Genomic DNA, 18,765 nt, shown 5'->3' with positions numbered 1-18,765 from the left:
GATTAAGCTTTCCACCAGCGGCGGGGCTCGACGTTCTCAGGCAACGTGTTCGCGTCGATCGTGCGGACCTCGTCGTAGATTTCCTGATAGGTGTCTGCGCCACCCTGCCAGCCGTTGATGCGCTCGCGCCATTCTTCCCACAGCTGTGGTTGGTACTCGGGCGAACACATTTCCTCGGCCTTCTTGATTTCGGCGTCGGACAGGAACGCATTGCGCACGTTGTTTTGCGCAAAGATCGTGTTCGGCAGCTGCGGGTCGGACTGACCAACCGTTTTGACCAGTGCGGCTTCGTTTGCGGCCTGCACGTGTGTCTGCGCCCAGTAGGACGATTCCATCACAGCGTCTTGCAGTTCGCCGCTCAGACCGTCGAACACGGATGCGTTCATGGCTGTGTGCTCTGTACCGCAGAAGAAGTTCAGGTGAACCGACTGGGACACAACAGGCGACATGTTGGCATATGCCACGGCCGAGGCCCATGTTTCCGCACCGTCGATCAGGCCCTGCTTCAGACCATCCAGCGTTTCTTCCCAAGCGACCGGAACCGGGTTCAGGTTCAGGGCGGTCATGGCGATCCGGCCCAACTGGGTGCCGGTGACGCGGTTTTTCGTGCCGAAAAGCTGCTCGACCGACGTGACCGTTTCCTTGTCTTCCCATGCCAGACCCAGCTGGATGCCGCGCAGTTCTGCGTGGCTGAACAGGAATTTCAGGCCGTGACGACGCTCATAGGGCTCGCGCAGCAGCGCCTGAGACTTGGGCGAGTACAGGAAGTGGTATTGGTCCGCACGGTTACGGAACATGTACGCATAGTCCAGCACGTTCAGATACGGTGCACCACCGGCGGAGTTCTGTGTCGAAGCCGCATAGATATCAACGATACCTTGCTGGGCTTTCTCAACGCAGGACACCTGACCACAGATCTGGTTGTCGCCGATGAATTCGACGCGGATTTCGCCGTCTGTCCGGCTTTCCAGGTCACGGGCAAATTCCAGTGCGCCAGCGCGCTCAATCAGCAGGTTGCGTGCGTTAAAGCCCGCAGCGCCGAACTTCAGCGTGTGCTTGGCTTCCTTGGCAAAGCGCTTTTCGTAGGTCGATTCTGCCGCCGATGCCAGGTTCGCAAGGCTCATCGCCCCACCAAAACCACTCGCCGCCAAAAGCGTGGAGCTCATGCCGTAACGGCCTGCCACCCTGAACAAATCCCGGCGGGAAATGCCGTTGATTTTGTCACTAATTCCCATGCTATCCTCCCTGATGCATATTATTGAGACGTTTTATCTCAGAAAAGGCTAGCGCACGCGAGACAATCTGCCTAGTCTTTTTTTCACTTAATGCGAGGGAGGATGCGTGGTGGACGCCGATTATATCGTTATAGGGGCCGGTTCTGCGGGCTGTGTCATTGCGAATCGGCTGAGTGCTGATCCAACAAAGACCGTCGTTCTCCTCGAAGCGGGCGGGCGAGATCTGAACCCATGGATCCACATTCCGGTGGGCTATTTCAAGACAATCCACAACCCGAGCGTCGACTGGTGTTACAAAACAGAACCCGATCCCGGCCTGAACGGACGGTCGATCGAGTGGCCGCGTGGCAAGGTTCTGGGCGGGTCGTCCTCGCTCAACGGGCTGCTTTATGTGCGCGGACAGCCACAGGATTACGACCGCTGGGCGCAAATGGGCAACCGCGGCTGGGCCTGGGACGACGTGCTGCCCCTGTTCAAACGATCCGAGAAAAACGAACGTGGCGCGGATGAGTTTCACGGCGATCAGGGCAACCTGTCCGTCTCCAACATGCGGATCCAGCGCCCGATCACCGACGCATGGGTCGCGGCGGCCCAGGCGGCGGGCTACAAGTTCAACCCAGACTACAACGGTGCCGAACAGGAGGGCGTAGGGTTCTTCCAGCTGACCGCGCGCAACGGGCGGCGCTGCTCGTCGGCGGTAGCCTTCCTGAACCCGGTCAAGGACCGCAGCAACCTGCACATCATCACCCATGCGCAGGTCGAAAAGATCGAAATCACCGACAAACGCGCCACCGGTGTGACCTACAAGGATCGCGGCGGCGCCTGGCACACCGTCACCGCCCGCGAGGAAATCGTCCTGTCCGGCGGCGCAATCAACTCGCCACAGCTATTGATGTTGTCGGGCATCGGCGAGGCCGCGCATCTGCAGGAACACGGCATCGACGTCGTGGCCGACCTGCCCGGCGTGGGCAAGAACATGCAGGACCACCTACAGGCCCGCCTTGTCTACAAATGCAACGAACCCACCCTGAACGATGAGGTCTCGAGCCTCTTTGGGCAGGCCAAGATCGGGCTAAAATACCTGATGTTCCGCGCAGGCCCGATGACCATGGCCGCCAGCCTCGCCACCGGGTTCATGAAAACCCGCGACGATCTGGAAACGCCGGACATCCAGTTCCACGTCCAGCCCCTGTCGGCCGAGAACCCCGGCAAGGGCGCCGACCCGTTTTCCGCCTTCACCATGTCAGTGTGCCAGCTGCGCCCCGAATCCAAGGGCGAGATTCGCCTGTCCAGCAAGGATGGCCGCGCCTATCCCAAGATCATCCCGAACTATCTCAGCACAGAAACCGATTGCCGCACCATCGTCGATGGGGTGAACATCGCCCGCAAGATCGCGCGCCACGCGCCGCTGACCTCCAAGATCTCCGAGGAATACCGCCCGCACGCGGACCTGCCCATGGACGACTACGACGCCACGCTCGACTGGGCGCGCAACAACACGGCCTCGATCTACCACCCCACCGGCACCTGCAAGATGGGGTCCGACAAGATGGCCGTGGTCGATGATCAGCTGCGCGTGCACGGCATTGCGGGCCTGCGGGTCGCGGATTGTTCGATCATGCCCGAGATCGTCAGCGGCAATACCAACGCGCCCGCGATCATGATTGGCGAAAAGGCCTCCGACCTGATCCGCGGCACGGCCTAACCGCTGCGCCACCGGGCCTGCGGCTCGTGCAGGGTTTGCAGGCTGTCCACCGGATCGCCCTGCAAACGCCCGATCAGCAGCCGCGCCAGTTCCGCGCCTGTCGCCACCAGATCCTCAGCCACTGTGTCGATGGTCGGGTAAAGCGTCGGCAGGATCTGCGTCGTCTGGCGGCAGATCAGAGCGTAGTCCTCGCCCTGCACAAGACCCGCATCCGACATGCCCCCCATCAGGGCCAGCGTCGCCAGTTCGTTGTTGCTGATCACCGCGTCAAACGGCTCGGCCCGCGACGCCAGCGCATAACCGAACCCGCGCGCCGTTTCGGTGGACACCAGAATACCCGTCTCCGTCGCCACTTCCCCGGTCATCCCATGCCGCCCCAGCGTCCGGTGAAACGCGCTCGCAATCTTGGAAAAGTTCGTGGTCGCGTCATCCTCGGCCACCAGCACGAACCGCCGCCGCCCCGTTTCAAGCAACCGCTCCACCGCCATCTCAACGAACCGCTCGGCATGGAAGTCATGGAACGCATGGCGCGCATAGAATTCCGTCCGCCCGTGGGACACAAACGGGAAATCCGCGTCGATCAGCATCTGCACCCGCGGATCCCGCGCGCTGGTATGGGTCAGGATGATCCCGTCCGCCGTCCGGTTCTGCAACACATAGCGCACCGATTCCTCGGGCGTGGCCCCTTGCAGGTCCGGGATGACGTTCAGGTGGTATTTCGACCCCGACAGATGTAAGCCGATGCCCTCGATCAACTGGCGGGTATAGTCGATCGTGTTCTTGGCCGGCGACAGCACCAGCGTCAGAACATTGGTCTGCCCGGTCCGCAACCGCACCCCCGCCCGGTTCGGCACATAGCCCACTTCGGCGGCAGCCTTGGCGATCTTGTCACGGGTCTCGGGCTTCAGACGACTGCCATCGCGCAGCGACAACGACACCGTCGACAGGCTCAGGCCCGTCAACTCCGATATCGTTTTCAGCGTCGGCGGCTTGTTCGACTTGCCTGCCATGAGACGGGGTGCCCCGCATAAGGATTTGAAAATTTGTACAGTGATATTGGTACAGCCCTGACCAGACAAGGCAATTCCGAATCGTGTTGCAACGATGCAAAAAACTGTGCACGCCTCTCGCTGCAACGCGGCAAGGCAATGGATTTAATTGAGTTTTTGTCAAATTAGATTCGCAAAAAAATTTGTTGCAACGATGCAATAAAGCGCGCATGCTGACCGGCATCCGACCCAACCTGCTTGGTTGGATCCGCGAAAAACGACAAGTTTCCTAAAGGGAGGAGAAACTTATGACACCGACCAAAGGCCTCACAGGCCGTCTGTTGCTGGGGTCCGCGCTTGGCCTTGTGCTGGGTGCAAGTGCCGCCATGGCCGACAATATCCGGTTCTGGACAACCGAGGAACAGCCCGAGCGTCTGGCCAAGCAGCAAGCCATGGCCGAAGAGTTCGCCAAGGCGACCGGCAACACCGTCGAAGTGATCCCCGTTTCGGAAAACGATCTGGGCACACGCGCCACCGCCGCCTTTGCCGCCGGTGACCTGCCCGACGTGATCTATCACACACTGCAATACGCCCTGCCCTGGGCCGAAGCCGGCATTCTCGACACCGAGGCCGCGACCGAAGTGGTGGAAAACCTGGGCCGCGACACCTTTGCCGCCGGTCCTCTGGCGATGGCCGACTATGACGGCGACGTGGCCTCCGTGCCCGTGGACGGCTGGACGCAGATGATCGTCTACCGTGCCGACCTGTTCGAGGAAAAGGGCCTCGCCGCCCCCAACACATACGCCAACGTACAGGCCGCACTTGACGCCCTGCACAACCCGCCAGAGATGTACGGTTTCGTCGCGGCAACCAAGGTCGACGAGAACTTCATGTCTCAGGTTCTGGAACACGTGTTCCTGTCCAACGGCGTCTCCCCTGTGGGTCCCGACGGGTTCCAGCCGCTGGATGTGGCCGCAACCACCGAAGTGCTGGATTTCTACAAATCCATCGCCAAAGCCTCTCCCCCGGGCGAGCTGTTCTGGAAGCAATCGCGCGAGATCTATTTCGCCGGTGACGCCGCCATGATCATCTGGTCGCCCTTCATCCTTGATGAACTGGCCGGTCTGCGCGACAGCGCTGCGCCCACCATCAACGATGATCCAACCACCCGCGAACTGGCGGCCAAGACGGGCATCGTGACCAACTTTGCCGGGCCCTCGAACCCCGATGGCGCGGCCTGGGGTGATGTCCGCTATTTCGGCATCACATCGGATGCGGACACAGAAACGGCGCAGGCCTTTGTCGAATATTCGATGAATGACGGCTACATGCAGACGCTGTCCATCGCGGCCGAGGGCAAGTTCCCCGTGCGCACAGGCACTGCGGACGAGCCGGGCAAATTCTCGGCCGGTTGGTCGGAAATCCCTGTGGGTGTGGACCGCAAGGCCCCGATGAAAGACCTCTATTCCGCAGAAATGCTGGACGAGATCGTCGGTGGTCTGAAAGTGGCCCAGCGCTGGGGCGTGGCCGAGGGACAGCTGTCGCTGGCCTCCAAGATGATCAACAGCCAGGCCATCAACCGCATCGTGCGTCAGTATATCGACGACGAGATTGATGCCGCCGCAGCCGTGGCTGCGATGAACGACGAGCTGTCGTCGATCAACTAAGCCCTGACGGGCATTCAGGGGGCGGGTGCGCCTGCCCCCTCACCCTTTCATCCTCACATAATCGGAACATCCGATGACGGCCTCGACACCACCGACCACCCGCGGCGCTCTTGAGCGACGCGAGGCGCGGCTCGCATGGAGCTTGCTTTTCCCCACGATCGCCATCGTGAGCCTCGTGATCATCCTGCCGCTGTTGTCCATCTTCTGGATCAGCTTCAAGCCTGTGGGCCTTGCCGATCTGCGCCCCGTGGCGCCCGTGATCCGCGAAAGCCTGCGCAGCAGTGGCGATGATTTCCGCATCGAATACCGGGTGCGCAATTCGTCTCAGCAGAAAGAAGTGCGTGGGCTGACCCTGACCGACACCATCCCCGCCGGGGTGACACTGGGCGCGCTGCCGCAGGTCTGCGCGCTGACCGGTGACACGCTGTTTTGTGATTTCGGCGACGTGCCCGGCGGCTTCAACGAACGCGTGCGTATCCCTGTGACGCTGGACGGCGATCCGGAGGTGCTTGAGGACATCGTCGAGGGGTCGGAACCGACCGCGACCGGATCGGGCGACAACATCCTGACCAATGCCGAGTTCACGCTCGACAACTTTGCCCGCATCTTTGACAGCAAGGAGTTCTTGTCGGTGCTCTGGGCCACGGTGTTCTACACGGTGGTGGGCACCATCGGGGCGCTGGTCATCGGGCTCTTTGCCGCACTTCTCCTGAACAAGGAGTTTGCGGGCAAGGGTGTGTTGCGCGGTCTTTACCTCTTTCCCTACGTGTCGCCGATCATCGCGGTGGCGTTCACCTGGGTCACGCTGTTTGATCCGTTTTCCGGCTCGCTCAACGCGCTGCTCATCCAGATGGGTGTGGTGGAAGCGCCGATCAATTTCTTTGGCCAGCGACCTCTGGCGTTGATCATGGTAACGGTGTTCGAGATCTGGCGCTATTTCCCGCTGTCCTTCCTGTTCATCCTTGCGCGGATGCAGTCGATTGACACCGACATGTACGAGGCCGCCGATATGGACGGGGCCTCGCCCTTCCAGAAGTTCTGGTATCTGTCGCTGCCGATGCTGCTGGGCATCCTGTCGGTGCTGTTCCTGTTGCGGTTCATCTGGACCTTCAACAAGTTCGACGACATTTTCCTGCTGACCGGGGGCAATGCAGGCACGCGGACGCTGACCGTGAACGTGTACGAGCAGGCCTTTGCGATCTCCAACATTGGTGCGGGGGCGGCGGTGGCGGTGGTGGTCTTTGCCACGCTGCTCGTTTTCTCGGTGTTTTTCTTCAAATACATCAGCCAGGAGGAGGGCCTGTGATGGGTGCCGCAAAACAAGTTTGCGTCTCGCCTGCGGCGGGCGGGCTGCAGGGGCGCTGCCCCTGCGAGGGGGCCGACCCCTGCCTGGGGCGCTGCCCCTCTTGGCCTGACGGCCAATTCACCCCGAGGTATTTGACGCGAAAGGAAGTGTCATGAGTGTCCTGCGCAATGGGGCCGTGACGGCCGGTGTGATCGGGCTTTTGTGGGCCTTTGTGATTGCGGTCACTGTGGCGGTGACCTTGTCTTTTGCCTCTGGGCTCGGGTTTCGGCCCGGTGCGTTGGGCTGTGTGATCCTGGGCGTGGGCGGCGGTCTGGCGTTGATTTATCTGCGCGCCGTGCCGTTTTTGCTGGCAGGGTTCGTGGCGGTGTCGGTGGTGTTGATGTTCACGCCGCTGTCGCCGATGCAATTCACCGAAGGTGTGCCGCTGGGCTGGCAGTTGTTGTCTGTTGTGGCGTTTGGGGTGTTCACCCTGTGGCCCATGCGCGTGATGCTGGTCGAGGCGCATCCCGGTGACCTGACGCGCCATGCGTTCGAGGATGCCGTGATCCGGTTTCTGACCGGCTTTGGCTATATCGTGTTCACCGCCGCCGTGCTGATCCCGTTTTACGTGATGGTGATGACCAGCCTGAAATCTCAACAGGCGCTGTTGAAGAACCCGCTCGATTTCTCGATTGATCTGAGCCGGGGGCTGGATCTCTTTCGCAGCTATTTCGAGCTGTTTGGGCAGTTCAACTTTGGCAGCTACCTCTGGACCAGCTTTTATGTGTCGGTGCTGACCGTATTGATCACGCTCGCCTTTTCGGTGCCGGGGGCCTATGCGGTCGCGCGGTTGCGGTTCAAGGGGCGGGCGGCGTTTTCGCGGTCGATCCTGTTGATCTACATGGTGCCGATGATCGTGCTGGCGCTGCCCATCTACATCGCCTTTTCGATGACGGGGCTGCGCAACACCATTCCGGGGCTGTTGATGATCTATCCGGTCACAACGATCCCCGTGGCCCTTTATATGCTTCAGGGGTATTTCCGCGGCCTGCCGGGCGAGGTCGAGGAGGCGGGGCTGATGGACGGCCTCAGCCGCCTGCAAGTGATCTGGAAGATCACCTTGCCCCTGTCTCTGCCTGCGATGGTGTCGGTATCGCTTTATGTCTTCATGATTGCGTGGAACGAATTCCTGCTCGCCTTCATGCTGCTGGACGATCCGTCCAAGTTCACGCTGACGCGCGGTGTCGCAATGCTGAACTCTTCTGAAATTCCGCGCCAGCACCTGATGGCCGGTGCCGTGATCGCCACCGTGCCGATCATGGCCCTGTTCCTCGGGCTTGAGCGTTTCATGACGAAAGGGCTGACCGCCGGGTCGGTAAAAGGATGATGCGAGATATGACATCCACAGACATGCGCACGATCGATGCGCGCAGGAAAGTGCGCGACGAAGAGGCGCGCGCCATTTTGCAGCGCAACGACAAGGGGGCCTATACGATCCCGACCTCGGGGCTTTATCCCTATCAGTGGAATTGGGACAGCGCCTTTGCCGCCATCGGTTTTGCCGAGTTCGATCTGGACCGCGCGTGGCGCGAGCTGGAGACGCTGATGTCGGGCCAGTGGGAGAACGGCATGGTGCCGCATATCCTGTTCCACGTGCCCGATGACGGATACTTCCCGAACCATGATGTATGGCAGGGCACCGGGCCGATCCCGTCTTCGGGCATCAGCCAGCCGCCCGTCGCGGCGACCATGGCGCGCATGGTGCTGGCCAAGGATCCGGATTTTGGTGCTGCGCGCATGGCGGGGATCTATGACGGGTTGGTGCGCTGGCACCGCTGGTTCATGGACTGGCGGCTGGACCGTGGTGCGGTGTGCATCACCCATCCCTGGGAAGCAGGGCGTGACAATGCGCCGGACTGGGATGCGGCAATGGCTGCGATCACGCCCGAGGGCGTGGGCGAATACACCCGGCGCGACACCACCCATGTGGACGGGTCGATGCGGCCCACGAAATACGACTATGACCGGTACATCTGGCTGGTCCAGCGCGGGGCGCGGCTGGGCTGGGACGAGGCGGCGATGTTGGAGAACACGCCGTTCCGCGTGGCCGATCCGACCATGACCTTCACCCTGCTGCGCGCCACGCGCGACCTTGCGGCGCTGGGGCGTGACATGGGCCGGGATGTGAGCGAGCTGGAGCAGTGGATCGAGACGCTCGAGGCGGGCGCGCAGACCCTGTGGAACCCCGACATCGGCTGTTTCGATGGCCGCGATGCGGTGGGTGGCACCTGGGCCAATGCGGTGACCAACGCGTCTTTCCTGTGCTGGTATGCGGGCATCGACCACCCTGACATGCGCACCCGTCTGGATGAGGTAATGGCGCAGGCCAAATACGGCGTGCCGTCGCTGACGCTGACCGATCCGCGCTTTGACGGCAAGCGGTACTGGCGCGGGCCGGTCTGGGGCGTGATGAACATGATGATTGGCACCGGGCTGACCGAGATGGGCCTGCCCCAGGGCGAGGTTGTGCGTCGCACCACGGCGGACCTGATCGCCGATCACGGCTTTGCAGAATACTTTGACCCCCGCGACGGTGCACCAGCCGGGGGCAGTTCGTTCACCTGGACCGCCGCGATCTGGCTGGGCTGGGCACACAAGACGGAAGGAGCCTGATCATGGGCGCGATCACACTCAACGCAGTCGAGAAATGGTATGGCGAGGTGCAGGTCATCAAGGGCGTCGACCTTGCCATACACGACGGCGAATTCGTGGTGTTTGTCGGGCCGTCGGGCTGCGGCAAGTCAACCTTGCTGCGGATGATCGGCGGGTTGGAGGATATCAGCCGCGGGTCGCTCGACATCGACGGGACGGATGTGACCGACCAGCCGCCCAGCAAACGCGGGCTGTCGATGGTGTTCCAGTCCTATGCGCTTTATCCGCACATGTCGGTGCGCGACAACATGGGGTTCTCGCTGAAAACGGCGGGCGCGCCGAAATCCGAGATCACGGCCAAGGTGGATGCGGCGGCGGACACGCTCAAGCTGGACCAGTATCTCGACCGGCGTCCCAAGGACCTGTCAGGCGGTCAGCGCCAGCGCGTGGCCATTGGCCGGTCGATTGTGCGGGACCCCACAGCGTTCCTCTTTGACGAACCCCTGTCGAACCTGGATGCCGCACTGCGGGTGGAAATGCGGCACGAGATCTCCAAGCTGCACCAGTCGCTGTCGGCCACAATGATCTACGTGACCCACGACCAGGTCGAAGCAATGACGCTGGCCGACCGGATCGTCGTGCTGGACGCGGGCCGCATCATCCAGGTGGGCACCCCGCGCGAGCTCTACAATCATCCGGGCAACGTGTTCGTGGCGCAGTTCATCGGCAGCCCCAAGATGAACGTCTTTGCTGCATCGGCCTCCGGCGACACCTACACGGTGCCGGGCGGACGGACCGGGCCCTACCGGGCCTCGGCACAAGGCGCCACGCAGATGGGCATCCGCCCCGAACACATCACCGCAGGGGCGGCGGGCACTGGCCAGTGCGACGGGCGCATCGATGTGGTCGAATACCTCGGTGCGGACACATTTGTTCTGTTCGACTGTGGCGCGGCGGGCCAGATCAACGTCCGAATCTCCGGCGATGCAGACGTCAAGGTGGGCGATACGATGGGGCTCAGCTTCGATCCCGACCGCACCCACTTCTTTGATGCGGATGGCAACACGATCCAACCCTGACCCTGCCTTGCCTGCGTAGGATTTGCATATTTGAAGAACAATGAACGCAAAGGCGCGCCTGATCCTTCATTGTTCCAAAAATATGCACTGTTGGACGGTCTGGTTTTCCCATGACGGAGCCGTCACCGCCCGTCAGTCGTCCCAGGCGATGTCGAACTTGGTCACCACGGCCTGCACCTGGGGCTCTGTCAGGCCCTGGGGGGACATGCCTCGCGTCATCAGGGTCAGGCGCGCGGTGTCTTCCAACTCTTCGATGGCATTGCAGGCGGCCTCGACGTCTTTGGCGGCCACAACGGGGCCGTGATTGGCCAGCATCACCGCCGACCGCTTGCCGGCCAGCCCGCGCACTGCCGCCCCCATCGCCGGATCGCCGGGTACAAAAAACGGTAACAGCTGGACCTTGCCCAGCTTCATGATGCCGTAGGGCGTGAGCGGCGGCAGGAAATTCGCCGCATCCTCCACCGGCAGCATCGACAGCGCGACCGAGTGGCAGCTGTGCAGGTGAACCACAGCGCCCGCCGTGCTGCGCGTGTCGTAAAACGCACTGTGCAACGGCATCTCCTTGGTGGGCGCATCGCCCGCCACATGCTGACCGCGCGCGTCAAACCGGCTCAACCGCCCGGGATCGAGCCGCCCGAAACTCGTGCCCGTGGGCGACACCAGCAGCCCGCCATCTTCGGTCCGGGCGGAGATATTGCCCGTGCTGCCATGGGTCAGGCCACGGTCGAACAGCGACCTGGCCAGCAGGCACATCTGTTCACGCAATGCGGTTTCCGTGCTCATCCGCGCAACACCCCGTCCGCCTTTTCAAAGAAATCCTCGGCCCCGAAATTCCCCGATTTCAGCGCCACCACCAGGTCCGGCCCCGCCCGCAGCGCAGGCACGCCGGGGTCGATCTCTGGCCCGATCTCAAGCGTGCCCAGATCCAGCGCCTCGACCACCGCGCCGGATGTCTCGCCCCCGGCCGTGATGATCCGCGTCACATCGCCCGCGCGCACCAGACGCGCCACCTCGGCAAAGACCCCTTCGAGCGCCGCCGCCGACCGTTCGCGGCCATATTGCTCTTGTACCGCCCGCACATCGTTGGGATCCGCCGAGCTGTAGGCCAGCGGCAGGCCGTCCTGATCCAGCAACCATGTCGCGATGTCTTGCGCGGACAGACGCCCCTCGATCACATCCGCCGCGACGATCTCGCGTGCCGGGTGCCGGGCGGCGTGCCGCGCCACCTGCGCCCGCGTGGCCACCGAACAGGACCCGGACAGCGCCACCGCGCGCCCCCCCTGACCCTGCCACGGGACATCACCCGCCACACAGCCGAAATTTGCGGGCAGGCCAAGCGCCACACCCGATCCCCCGGTGATCAACGGCAGATCCCGCGCCGCGGCCCCGATGGCGCGCAAATCCTCGTCGCGGATCGCATCCACGACGATGTGACGATGGCCCTTACCATGTTCCGCCTCCAGCGCCGTCGCAATCGCCGCGGCCCCGCCAAAGACCGGCCCCGGCCCCACATGGCCCACGCTGTAGCGTGTCTGCGGCGCCAGCCAGCGGCGCAGGTCGGGGTCGGTCATCGGCGTCAACGGATGGTTCTGCATCCCGCTTTCGTTCAACAGCACGTCATTCACAAACAGATGCCCCTGATAGACCGACCGCCCCGTGCCGGGAAAGGCAGGGCAGACGATGACCTTGTGCGCCTCCAGCGCCTCGGCCAGCGCATCCGCCACGGGGCCGATATTGCCCTCTGCGGTGCTGTCAAAGGTCGAGCAATATTTGAAAAAGAACTGCGTGCATCCCTGCGCCTGCAACCACCGCAACGCGGCCAGCGATTTCTCGACCGCCTCAGTGACCGGCACCGACCGGGTCTTGAGCGCCACAACACCCGCCTCGACGGATGGGTCCGCATCGCCCGCTGGCACGCCCGTGTACTGCGTGGCGCGCATCCCCGCCTTGGCCAGCGTATTGGCCAGATCGCTGGACCCGGTGAAATCGTCGCCGATACAACCCAGTTTCATATACCGTCATCTCCTTGAATCTGGGCACAGAAAAACACCGACCCGACCCCGGACACAAGGCGCTGCGCGAATTTCGTTATTTCAGGCCCAGCAAACCACCCGGCTGCCCCGGGCCCTGCCACGCCAGATGCAGCATGTGCCAGGCCAGCACCAGATTGCTGGACAACACCGGCACGCCCAGCCGCGCCTGCAACGGGCCAATCACATCCAGCGTCCGCAGGTTCGTGCAGGACAGAAATACCGCGTCCACTTGCACGCCCTGCATCATGTCCAGCGTCGCCGCGGTGATGGAGGCCGCGTCGATCCCCGCCACCGCTGCCTCGTTGGCCTCGTCAAAGCTGCCGAAGGTCGGCGTGTCGATGCCTGCCGCCGCCAGCACATCGCGCAGCCGGTCCGACACCGACGCCACATAGGGCGACAGGATGGCGATCCGGCGCGCCTGAGCGGCAGCACAGGCCGCGATCAGGGCCGTAACCGGGTCGGTCACATGCGCCGTCTCGGCCCCTTTGCGCACCTGATCCGCCACCGCTGCGGCCCCGATCTGCGCCGTGGCCGAGGTACAGCCATAGCCGATCACGTCAAATCCATGGCCATCGGGAAACAGCGCGGCAGAGGCGCTCAGGTGTCCTTCCATCTCTGCCAAGCTGTCGGGGGTGACTTCCAGACCGGACGGCACGCGCGACACAAGCACGCTGACATCGGCGGGCATCAGGCGGCGAAAGTCATCCTCCATCGTGCGGTCGGCCTGAAGGGCGATCAGCCCCAGTTTGGGCCTCTCCTCCGGCGCGCGGGTGTAGGCATAGGCCATGTCAGATCACCGGCAATTCGCTGGGCGCCGGGACCGACAGATAGGCCGCACCATCATCGGTGATCACGATGTTTTCCTCGTGCACCATGGTGCGGCCGGGGGCCAGTTCCAGCCCCGGCTCCAGCGTCAGCACCATGCCCGGCTCCAGCACCGTCTCGTCGGCAGGGATCAGCGACGGCCATTCGGTCAACTGCATGCCCAGCCCATGCCCATAGCGCCCGGCGTCCGACCCGCCCGCGCCGTCGGTCAGCACCTTGTCCATGGCGTGAAACAGGTCGCAGGCGCGGATGCCGGGGCGCGCGATCTCAAGAGAGCTGTCGCTGGCGTCGATCAGCCGTGCATAAGCCTCGGCGGTCTGGCCGTCGGGCGGGCCAACGGACCAGTTGCGGTCATAATCGCTGAAATACCCGTCGCGCACCACGCCGGTGTCCAGCATCAGGACATCGCCCGCCGCCAGCGGCACGTCCGTCGCGGGCGCGATGATATCGCCATAGCCCCCCGGCCCCGCGCCGCCCGCCACATAGGACACCCAATCGGCCCCCTCGGTCAGGCACAGCAGTTGGAACCGGCGAAAGATCTGTGACAGCGGCACGCCTTCCGCCGCGATCTCCGGCACGCGGGCAAAGGCCGCATCGGCAATGGCGCAGGCGATCTGGATCCTGTCGATCTCGGCCTCCGACTTGATCATCCGCAACCGGCGCATCACGCCCGCATCACCCCCAAACGTCCGGTCGGGCAGCGCCGCGTGCAGCGCGTGCCAGCTGTCGAGCGGCAGGCGCAAATGCGTCTCGGGGCCACTTGGTACACCGATCACGCCCCCCGCAGGCACCAGATCGGCCAGCGTCGCGGCCACCAGCGACACACCGTCGTCCTCGTAATCCGGGCTGCGCCACGTGCGGATATCGTCCAGCCACGTGGCCCCCATCAGCGGCGCACCGATGGACGGGATCACCGCCACCGGCTTGCCGCGCGCAGGCACGATCAGGAACCATGGCCGCGTGGGGCTTTCCCAGAACCGCGTCAGGAACCCGGTGAAATAGCGCACCTCCGGCTCTGTCGTCAGCATCAGCGCATCCAGCCCCGCCGCCGCCATCAGACCCTGCGCCCGCGCCAGCCGCGCCTCGTATTCGGCAACCTCGAATGTCATGCCTCGGGCCCCTCCGACAGGATCACCAGCACCCGCGCATCGCCGGGCAGGTCCGGCCCCGCCAGCGCCCCGGCCAGCCCCGCCGCCCCGGACGGCGTGCTGTCAAACCCATGATCCGCCGCCGCCTGCGCGCCTGCAAACCCCTCGTCCTCGGTGATGGTCATGAACGCATCCGCATCCCGCGCCAACCCGCGCAATGCAATCAGCGACGGCACCTTGCAGTCCAGCCGCCCCATCGCCGACACCGGCCCCGGTGCCTCCACCGCGCGGCCCGCCTGCACCGACGCCATCAGCGCAGGCGCCGCGGCAGGCTCCACCACGGTGATATGCACATCCGCCCCCCAGGTGCCCCGCGCCATCGCCGCCGCGGCACCCGCCAGACCACCAACACCTGCCTGCAAGAACAGATGCGTGGGCGGGGCGTCCATCTGGTCAAACACCTCTGCCATCAACGCGTTATACCCCTCCATCAACCGATGCGGTCGCACGAAATACCCGTCCCACGAACTGTCCGACAACAGCACGGCACCGCGCGCCTCCGCCTCTGCCATGGCGGCCTCCATGCTCGCCTCGTAATCGGCACCCGCACGCACCACCTCTGCGCCAATCCCGCGCAACCGGTCGGCAAAGGCCTCCGGCACCGTCTCGGCCAGGAATATCACCGCACGCGCGCCAAAGGCCGCCGCCCCCGCCGCCACCGACAACCCGTGATTGCCTGCACTCGCCGTCACATAGGTCTGGCCCCGCGCCGTGCCATCCTCTGCGTCACAGGCAATCACATAGGCCGCGCCCAGCGCCTTGAAACTGCCCAGTTCCATACGTCCCCGTTCGTCCTTGATATGGACCTCCGCCACACCCAGACCCCGCGCCAGACCCGGCACAGCAACCAGGGGCGTGACCCCCGCCACAGGGCACCGGCCCAGCAACGCCCGCGGTGCCGCCGCATCCTCGGATGGATACGGCACGGCATCCATGCCGCCCAACCCCTCACCTCGATACGGGTTCTCGATACGCTCCATTGTGCCCCTTTCCTCTCTGGCCCGACCCGCACCTTGCGCCGACACGCCCCACCGCACAAGCCAAACGCCGTTACGGCACTTGCCCGCAAAACCTTGCAGCCCCCACGCCCCATGGATAAGTTTGCGCAAACAAGCCTAAAGGGGCGCGCCTTGTCTTTCACTCCCGCCATCACCGGCACCGGCGTCTTTACGCCCGACCTGTCGATCTCCAACGCCGAACTGGTCGAGGCCTTCAACGCCTACGCGGACAAGTTCAACGCCGAACATGCCGACGCCATTGCGCGCGGCGAGGTCGAGGCCAAACCCCACTCCTCCGAAGAGTTCATCCTCAAGGCCTCCGGCATCGAACGCCGCTACGTAATGGACAAGGCGGGCGTTTTGAATCCGGACGTCATGCACCCGCTCCTGCGCCAACGCGGCGATGACGAGCCGTCGATCATGGCCGAAATGGCCGTGGATGCCGCGCAAAAGGCGCTCAAGGCCGCGGGCAAGACAGCCGCCGATGTGGGCGCCGTGATCTGTGCCGCCTCCAACCTCGAACGCGCCTACCCCGCCGTCGCCATCGAAATCCAGGACCTGCTGGGCGTGCAGGGCTTTGCCTTTGACATGAACGTCGCCTGTTCCTCTGCCACCTTCGGCATTCAGGCCGCCGCCGACATGGTGCGCTCCGGCTCGATCCGCTCGGCGCTGGTGGTGAACCCGGAAATCTGCTCGGCCCACCTCGAATGGCGCGACCGCGACTGCCACTTCATCTTTGGTGACGTGGCCACCGCCACTCTGATCGAACGCGCCGAAGACGCCGCAGGCCCCTGTTTCGAAATCAAGTCCACCCGCTGTGCCACCGAATTTTCCAACAACATCCGCAACAACAACGGCTACCTGCGCCGCTCGCGCCCCGATGGCCTTGCCGACCGGCGCGACATGCAGTTCATGCAGAACGGCCGCAAGGTGTTCAAGGAAGTGCTGCCCATGGTCAGTCAGCACATCGCGGGCCACATGGCCGACGAAGGGCTGGGCGCGGACCAGCTCAAACGCCTGTGGCTGCACCAGGCCAACAAGTCGATGAACGATTTCATCGGCAAAAAGGTCCTCGGCCGCGACCCCGGCCCCGGGGAACAGCCCAACATCCTGCAGGATTATGCAAATACGTCCTCGGCCGGGTCGATCATCGCGTTTTCACAGAACTCGGATGACCTGGCACCGGGCGATACAGGCATCATCTGCTCGTTCGGCGCTGGTTACTCGGTTGGCTCGGTGATTGTCGAACGCCGCGGCTGAGGCGCGCCGCGCGCCGCGTCCGGTTCCACGATATCGGTGTTGATCTCGCAAGCGGCGCGCCGCAACCGCTCCAGCGGATCGCCCCGGTCCGGGGTCTGCGCCAACACGCCCGCCATCTGCGCATAGGCCGCATCAAAAAGTTCGCGCCCCCGCTTCCAGCTCATAAAGCTCATACCCTGCAAAACCGAGATATTCAGCAGCACGTCACTGCCGAAATCAATCTGTCGCAACAGCTTGCGCGCATTGACCACCATCGCCCGCTGCAACACCGCAAAAGCGCTGGGATAGCGCGGCGCACCCTTCTTTGGCCCCCGAAGCAGCGCGCCCAGCGCCTCCACCCGGTTGGGCAGGTCCTCGTATTTCGCCCGCACCGTCCACGGCTTGCCCGGCATGAAATTCAGCACGATGTTTGGCCCCGGTTTCAGATCCCGCATGGCGGTCAACGGGACATTGTCGATCAGCCCCCCATCAATCAGGACCTCTCCGTCGCCGCGCACGAAAGGCGGGAACACCCCCGGTATCGCCGTCGACGCCCGCACCGCCTGCCACAGCGGACCGGTGCGGATGACGGTCACGTCGTTATGGGTCAGGTTCGTGGCAATGGAAAAGAAGTTGACCGGCAGATCCTCGACATCAAAGGCCCCGTAATGCCGCTTGAACGCCTCATCCAGCCGGTGGTGATCCAACAGCGAATACCGTGGCACCGTCAGCCGGGACATGGCCTTGGACTTGATAAAGATATCTTCGCATTGCGCCATGATGTCATCCGGGTGCAGCCCGATGGCCAGCGCCCCGCCCATCGCCGCCCCGACACTGGTTCCGCCCACGAAATCATAGGCATAGCCGTTCTCAAGCAGGGACTTCACCACGCCCAGATGCGCGGTCCCGAATGCACCGCCCCCACACATGACAAGCCCCACCGCCTCGCCCCGGATGAACCGGCCCAGCCGCGCGAAATCCGCCGCACTGTCCAGCGCGACATGGTGATGCAACCCCACGGGCCTCCCCTCCAGCCACCGTGCCGTGCCCGCGGTACTGTCGGTGCTCCGGTCACGGTGCAGCACCAGCTGCACATGCGCCGACAGCGTCGCATCAAACACACCGCGCTCGAACACCGACGGCGCATCGCCCGGCCCAAAAGTGGCCCCTTTCGGCATCACCAGCATCACCATGTCGCAATTGTTTGCCGTGACCTGCGCCCAGACGGGATACGCCTCCGTATCCACGCAGAGCAGCACCAGCTTGCCATGGGCCGCCTCCTGCGCATCCAGCCACCGCGCCAGCGCCACCCGGTCGCCCACCACCTCCTCCGGACAGCCCGCAGGCTCCAGCACCCGCCATGACGGCTCCCCGTCAAAGGCCGCCCTCACACCGTCCACAAATCCCGGATCCAGCGGCAGGTCCGCCGCCGGAAAAACAGCACAGACCTGGCCCGCCTGCGGCCGCAAAACCGGGCTCGCCGCCACCGTCCGCGACAACCGCTGCGACACCGCCGCAAGAATACCATTGGCCAGCGCAGGGGTCCGCGCGGCCAGCGCATCATAGGCCCCGCGCGTCAGGCACATCACCGAACTGTCCCGCGCCGCAACCACGGTTGCCGTCCGCACGCCACCGGCAAAAAACGCAAGCTCTCCAATGGGTTCGCCCATGCCGATCTCTGCAATCGCACGGCCCGCCGCCAACACGGTAAACCGTCCCCGCAACACGATATACAAACTGTCCGCCGCGGCCCCCTCGTGGATCAACGCCGCCCCGCGCGGCACCATGCGGTACTCGGACATGGCCGCCATCTGCTCCAGCACATCAGGCGCCAGAACACTGAACCCATCGATACCATGCAACAGAGCAATCAGCTCGGTATGCCCAACCTCGTCCACCAAGAAACAGCC

At 63.8% G+C, this 18,765-nt stretch carries 15 protein-coding genes; 7 read left to right on the top strand and 8 right to left on the bottom strand.

The window, feature by feature from the left end; translation table 11 throughout:
* Nucleotides 1-2: 2 nt before the first annotated feature.
* The gene (locus tag Q0949_RS04510; protein ID WP_299369016.1) at nucleotides 3-1,235 is read right to left on the bottom strand and encodes a TRAP transporter substrate-binding protein; all 1,233 of its coding nucleotides are present in this window, start codon (nucleotides 1,233-1,235) and stop codon (nucleotides 3-5) included.
* A gap of 109 nt (nucleotides 1,236-1,344) precedes the next feature.
* Between Q0949_RS04510 and Q0949_RS04505 the strand changes: the two genes are divergently transcribed.
* Nucleotides 1,345-2,940 carry a choline dehydrogenase gene (locus tag Q0949_RS04505; RefSeq protein ID WP_299369502.1) on the top strand — a complete coding sequence of 532 codons (1,596 nt, stop codon included), beginning with the start codon at nucleotides 1,345-1,347 and terminating at the stop codon, nucleotides 2,938-2,940.
* Here Q0949_RS04505 and Q0949_RS04500 read toward each other — a convergent pair.
* On the bottom strand, nucleotides 2,937-3,950 hold the full coding sequence (locus Q0949_RS04500; protein ID WP_299369015.1) for a LacI family transcriptional regulator: 1,014 nt from the start codon (nucleotides 3,948-3,950) through the stop codon (nucleotides 2,937-2,939). The genes Q0949_RS04505 and Q0949_RS04500 overlap by 4 nt on opposite strands.
* A gap of 287 nt (nucleotides 3,951-4,237) precedes the next feature.
* Here Q0949_RS04500 and Q0949_RS04495 point away from each other — a divergent pair, with 287 nt between their 5' ends.
* The 5 genes from Q0949_RS04495 to ugpC all read left to right on the top strand — a co-directional run bounded on the left by Q0949_RS04495 (nucleotide 4,238) and on the right by ugpC (nucleotide 10,612).
* A complete protein-coding gene (locus tag Q0949_RS04495; RefSeq protein WP_299369013.1) occupies nucleotides 4,238-5,596 on the top strand; it encodes an extracellular solute-binding protein in 1,359 nt (452 codons plus the stop codon).
* A 73-nt stretch (nucleotides 5,597-5,669) separates the two neighbouring features.
* A complete protein-coding gene (locus Q0949_RS04490; protein WP_299369011.1) occupies nucleotides 5,670-6,902 on the top strand; it encodes a sugar ABC transporter permease in 1,233 nt (410 codons plus the stop codon).
* Between the two features lie 151 nt (nucleotides 6,903-7,053).
* Entirely contained in the window at nucleotides 7,054-8,268 is a 1,215-nt protein-coding gene (locus tag Q0949_RS04485; protein ID WP_299369009.1) for a carbohydrate ABC transporter permease, read from the top strand.
* Between the two features lie 8 nt (nucleotides 8,269-8,276).
* Entirely contained in the window at nucleotides 8,277-9,554 is a 1,278-nt protein-coding gene (locus Q0949_RS04480; RefSeq protein ID WP_299369007.1) for a hypothetical protein, read from the top strand.
* Nucleotides 9,555-9,556: 2 nt separating this feature from the next.
* Nucleotides 9,557-10,612, top strand: a complete 1,056-nt coding sequence (gene ugpC / locus Q0949_RS04475; protein WP_299141665.1) for a sn-glycerol-3-phosphate ABC transporter ATP-binding protein UgpC — start codon at nucleotides 9,557-9,559, stop codon at nucleotides 10,610-10,612.
* A gap of 132 nt (nucleotides 10,613-10,744) precedes the next feature.
* On the opposite strand, the gene Q0949_RS04470 is transcribed toward ugpC, so the two are convergent.
* The 5 genes from Q0949_RS04470 to Q0949_RS04450 form a co-directional block, all read right to left on the bottom strand.
* A complete protein-coding gene (locus tag Q0949_RS04470; RefSeq protein WP_299369005.1) occupies nucleotides 10,745-11,395 on the bottom strand; it encodes an aldolase in 651 nt (216 codons plus the stop codon).
* Complete coding sequence (gene otnK, locus Q0949_RS04465) at nucleotides 11,392-12,624, bottom strand: 3-oxo-tetronate kinase (RefSeq protein WP_299369003.1); 1,233 nt, start codon at nucleotides 12,622-12,624, stop codon at nucleotides 11,392-11,394. The genes Q0949_RS04470 and otnK overlap by 4 nt, the downstream gene beginning before the upstream one ends.
* 76 nt (nucleotides 12,625-12,700) lie before the next feature.
* On the bottom strand, nucleotides 12,701-13,432 hold the full coding sequence (locus Q0949_RS04460; protein WP_299369001.1) for an Asp/Glu racemase: 732 nt from the start codon (nucleotides 13,430-13,432) through the stop codon (nucleotides 12,701-12,703).
* A 1-nt stretch (nucleotide 13,433) separates the two neighbouring features.
* On the bottom strand, nucleotides 13,434-14,579 hold the full coding sequence (locus tag Q0949_RS04455) for a Xaa-Pro peptidase family protein (RefSeq protein ID WP_299368999.1): 1,146 nt from the start codon (nucleotides 14,577-14,579) through the stop codon (nucleotides 13,434-13,436).
* Nucleotides 14,576-15,598, bottom strand: coding sequence for a pyridoxal-phosphate dependent enzyme (locus Q0949_RS04450; RefSeq protein WP_299368997.1), 1,023 nt, complete (start codon nucleotides 15,596-15,598; stop codon nucleotides 14,576-14,578). The genes Q0949_RS04455 and Q0949_RS04450 overlap by 4 nt, the downstream gene beginning before the upstream one ends.
* 150 nt (nucleotides 15,599-15,748) lie before the next feature.
* Between Q0949_RS04450 and Q0949_RS04445 the strand changes: the two genes are divergently transcribed.
* Nucleotides 15,749-16,876, top strand: a complete 1,128-nt coding sequence (locus Q0949_RS04445) for a beta-ketoacyl-ACP synthase III (protein WP_299368994.1) — start codon at nucleotides 15,749-15,751, stop codon at nucleotides 16,874-16,876.
* Here Q0949_RS04445 and Q0949_RS04440 read toward each other — a convergent pair.
* Nucleotides 16,837-18,753: a patatin-like phospholipase family protein gene (locus tag Q0949_RS04440; protein WP_299369500.1), complete on the bottom strand. Its 1,917-nt coding sequence runs from the start codon at nucleotides 18,751-18,753 to the stop codon at nucleotides 16,837-16,839. The two genes, Q0949_RS04445 and Q0949_RS04440, sit on opposite strands and share 40 nt — an antisense overlap.
* Nucleotides 18,754-18,765 lie beyond the last annotated feature (12 nt).

The organism is uncultured Tateyamaria sp. (assembly GCF_947487805.1).
Classification (GTDB): Bacteria; Pseudomonadota; Alphaproteobacteria; order Rhodobacterales; family Rhodobacteraceae; genus Tateyamaria.
This window is presented reverse-complemented; position numbering and strand designations above follow the sequence as displayed.

What these genes read in the sequence shown, in the direction of transcription:
- ugpC (WP_299141665.1), top strand. Translation starts at nt 9,557, where the DNA reads ATGGGCGCGATCACACTCAACGCAGTCGAGAAATGGTATGGCGAGGTG.
- Q0949_RS04500 (WP_299369015.1), bottom strand. Translation starts at nt 3,950, where the DNA reads ATGGCAGGCAAGTCGAACAAGCCGCCGACGCTGAAAACGATATCGGAG.
- Q0949_RS04455 (WP_299368999.1), bottom strand. Translation starts at nt 14,579, where the DNA reads ATGACATTCGAGGTTGCCGAATACGAGGCGCGGCTGGCGCGGGCGCAG.
- Q0949_RS04490 (WP_299369011.1), top strand. Translation starts at nt 5,670, where the DNA reads ATGACGGCCTCGACACCACCGACCACCCGCGGCGCTCTTGAGCGACGC.
- Q0949_RS04470 (WP_299369005.1), bottom strand. Translation starts at nt 11,395, where the DNA reads ATGAGCACGGAAACCGCATTGCGTGAACAGATGTGCCTGCTGGCCAGG.
- Q0949_RS04485 (WP_299369009.1), top strand. Translation starts at nt 7,054, where the DNA reads ATGAGTGTCCTGCGCAATGGGGCCGTGACGGCCGGTGTGATCGGGCTT.
- Q0949_RS04510 (WP_299369016.1), bottom strand. Translation starts at nt 1,235, where the DNA reads ATGGGAATTAGTGACAAAATCAACGGCATTTCCCGCCGGGATTTGTTC.
- Q0949_RS04460 (WP_299369001.1), bottom strand. Translation starts at nt 13,432, where the DNA reads ATGGCCTATGCCTACACCCGCGCGCCGGAGGAGAGGCCCAAACTGGGG.
- otnK (WP_299369003.1), bottom strand. Translation starts at nt 12,624, where the DNA reads ATGAAACTGGGTTGTATCGGCGACGATTTCACCGGGTCCAGCGATCTG.
- Q0949_RS04495 (WP_299369013.1), top strand. Translation starts at nt 4,238, where the DNA reads ATGACACCGACCAAAGGCCTCACAGGCCGTCTGTTGCTGGGGTCCGCG.
- Q0949_RS04450 (WP_299368997.1), bottom strand. Translation starts at nt 15,598, where the DNA reads ATGGAGCGTATCGAGAACCCGTATCGAGGTGAGGGGTTGGGCGGCATG.
- Q0949_RS04480 (WP_299369007.1), top strand. Translation starts at nt 8,277, where the DNA reads ATGACATCCACAGACATGCGCACGATCGATGCGCGCAGGAAAGTGCGC.